This is a genomic window from Vibrio sp. Vb0888, assembly GCF_033338835.1.
Lineage (GTDB): Bacteria > Pseudomonadota > Gammaproteobacteria > Enterobacterales > Vibrionaceae > Vibrio > Vibrio alginolyticus.
The window spans coordinates 1-1,130 of record NZ_JAWOTL010000249.1; the positions used below are offsets into that span (position 1 = coordinate 1).

2 protein-coding genes are annotated in these 1,130 nt (G+C 50.1%); both read right to left on the bottom strand.

Annotated elements, in window-relative coordinates; translation table 11 throughout:
* On the bottom strand, window positions 1–699 hold a 699-nt coding region (locus R7P72_RS25395), incomplete at its 3' end, for a LysR family transcriptional regulator (protein ID WP_318111006.1).
* An 80-nt stretch (window positions 700–779) separates the two neighbouring features.
* On the bottom strand, window positions 780–1,130 hold a 351-nt coding region (locus R7P72_RS25400; RefSeq protein ID WP_318111007.1), incomplete at its 5' end, for an arylamine N-acetyltransferase.

Below are 1,130 nucleotides of genomic sequence, written 5' to 3' on the forward strand. Positions count from 1 at the left end.
CACTAAACCCAGACCGCGTTTCGCTGCGTCCACCAAAGCAAAACCGCTGTTGCATTTAATCCGTCCCGACACGCGTAAAGATTTATCGCGTTTATTTTCCTTAAAGTGCCAATAGTCGACCGAGCCAACCAAGCATTGATGCCGTCCCAATTCCGACAACGTATGTGGCTCACCAAAACGCTCCAAGTACATCGGACTGGCACACACGTAGGTTTGACGTGAGGAAAGACGCTTGGCGATCATGCTGGAATCTTGCAAGCGGCCAAGACGAATCGCCACGTCCACACCTTGCTCAATCAAATCCAGCTTTTGGTTGGTCAGCACTAAATCAAGATCCACACGCGGGTACTTTTCCAAAAACTGATGCAAAAGCGGCGCGAGGTTCACTTCCCCATACGTCACAGGAGCCGTCACGCGCAGTAAACCGCGCGGTTCGGTCTGCATTTGCGTGACGGCAAGCTCGGCCAGTTCTAACCCTTCCACCAAATGTTTACACTGCTGGTAATAGAGTTGTCCGGCTTCAGACAGGGAGACTTTTCGCGTCGTGCGATGCAGCAATTTCACCGCAAGTCGTTCTTCAAGTGCTGATACCCGACGACTGATTTGTGCCACCGATGTTTTCAGCTTAGCTGCTGCTCCGGTAAAACTGTTGGTTTCCGCCACAGCAACAAATTCGCTGACCCCTTCCCAATTCGCCATGCTGTATTCCTGTCGACCTCTTTTAGACAAATAGTGATGAAAATGTTCTCGTCGCGCTACGCTTTGAAAACGGGAGAATTTTACGCGTCAGGCAACGGACGAAGGTCGCCGTACTGCGCATCAAGCTCAATGCCGAAGTATTCTTTCAATGCATCCAGATAGGCTTGGCCTGGCTCTAACTCCAATTCTGTCTGCTCACCTTGGCTGGTGTATTTGAGTGTGTAGTTAAGCAATGTCACCAACCCACTTTCTGTTGCTTTCGCCGCGACTCTTGCGCTGGTAAAACGCGAGTGAGGAGAAGTGGAGGTAAAAAAGTTGCCACACGCGATATCACCCGCAAACACAAACTCTAAATCGAAGCTATAAAGGTTATTCCACGTGTCCGTTCCGTCCGTTGACAACACTTGAAGGAAGTAACCAAACTGTGCATC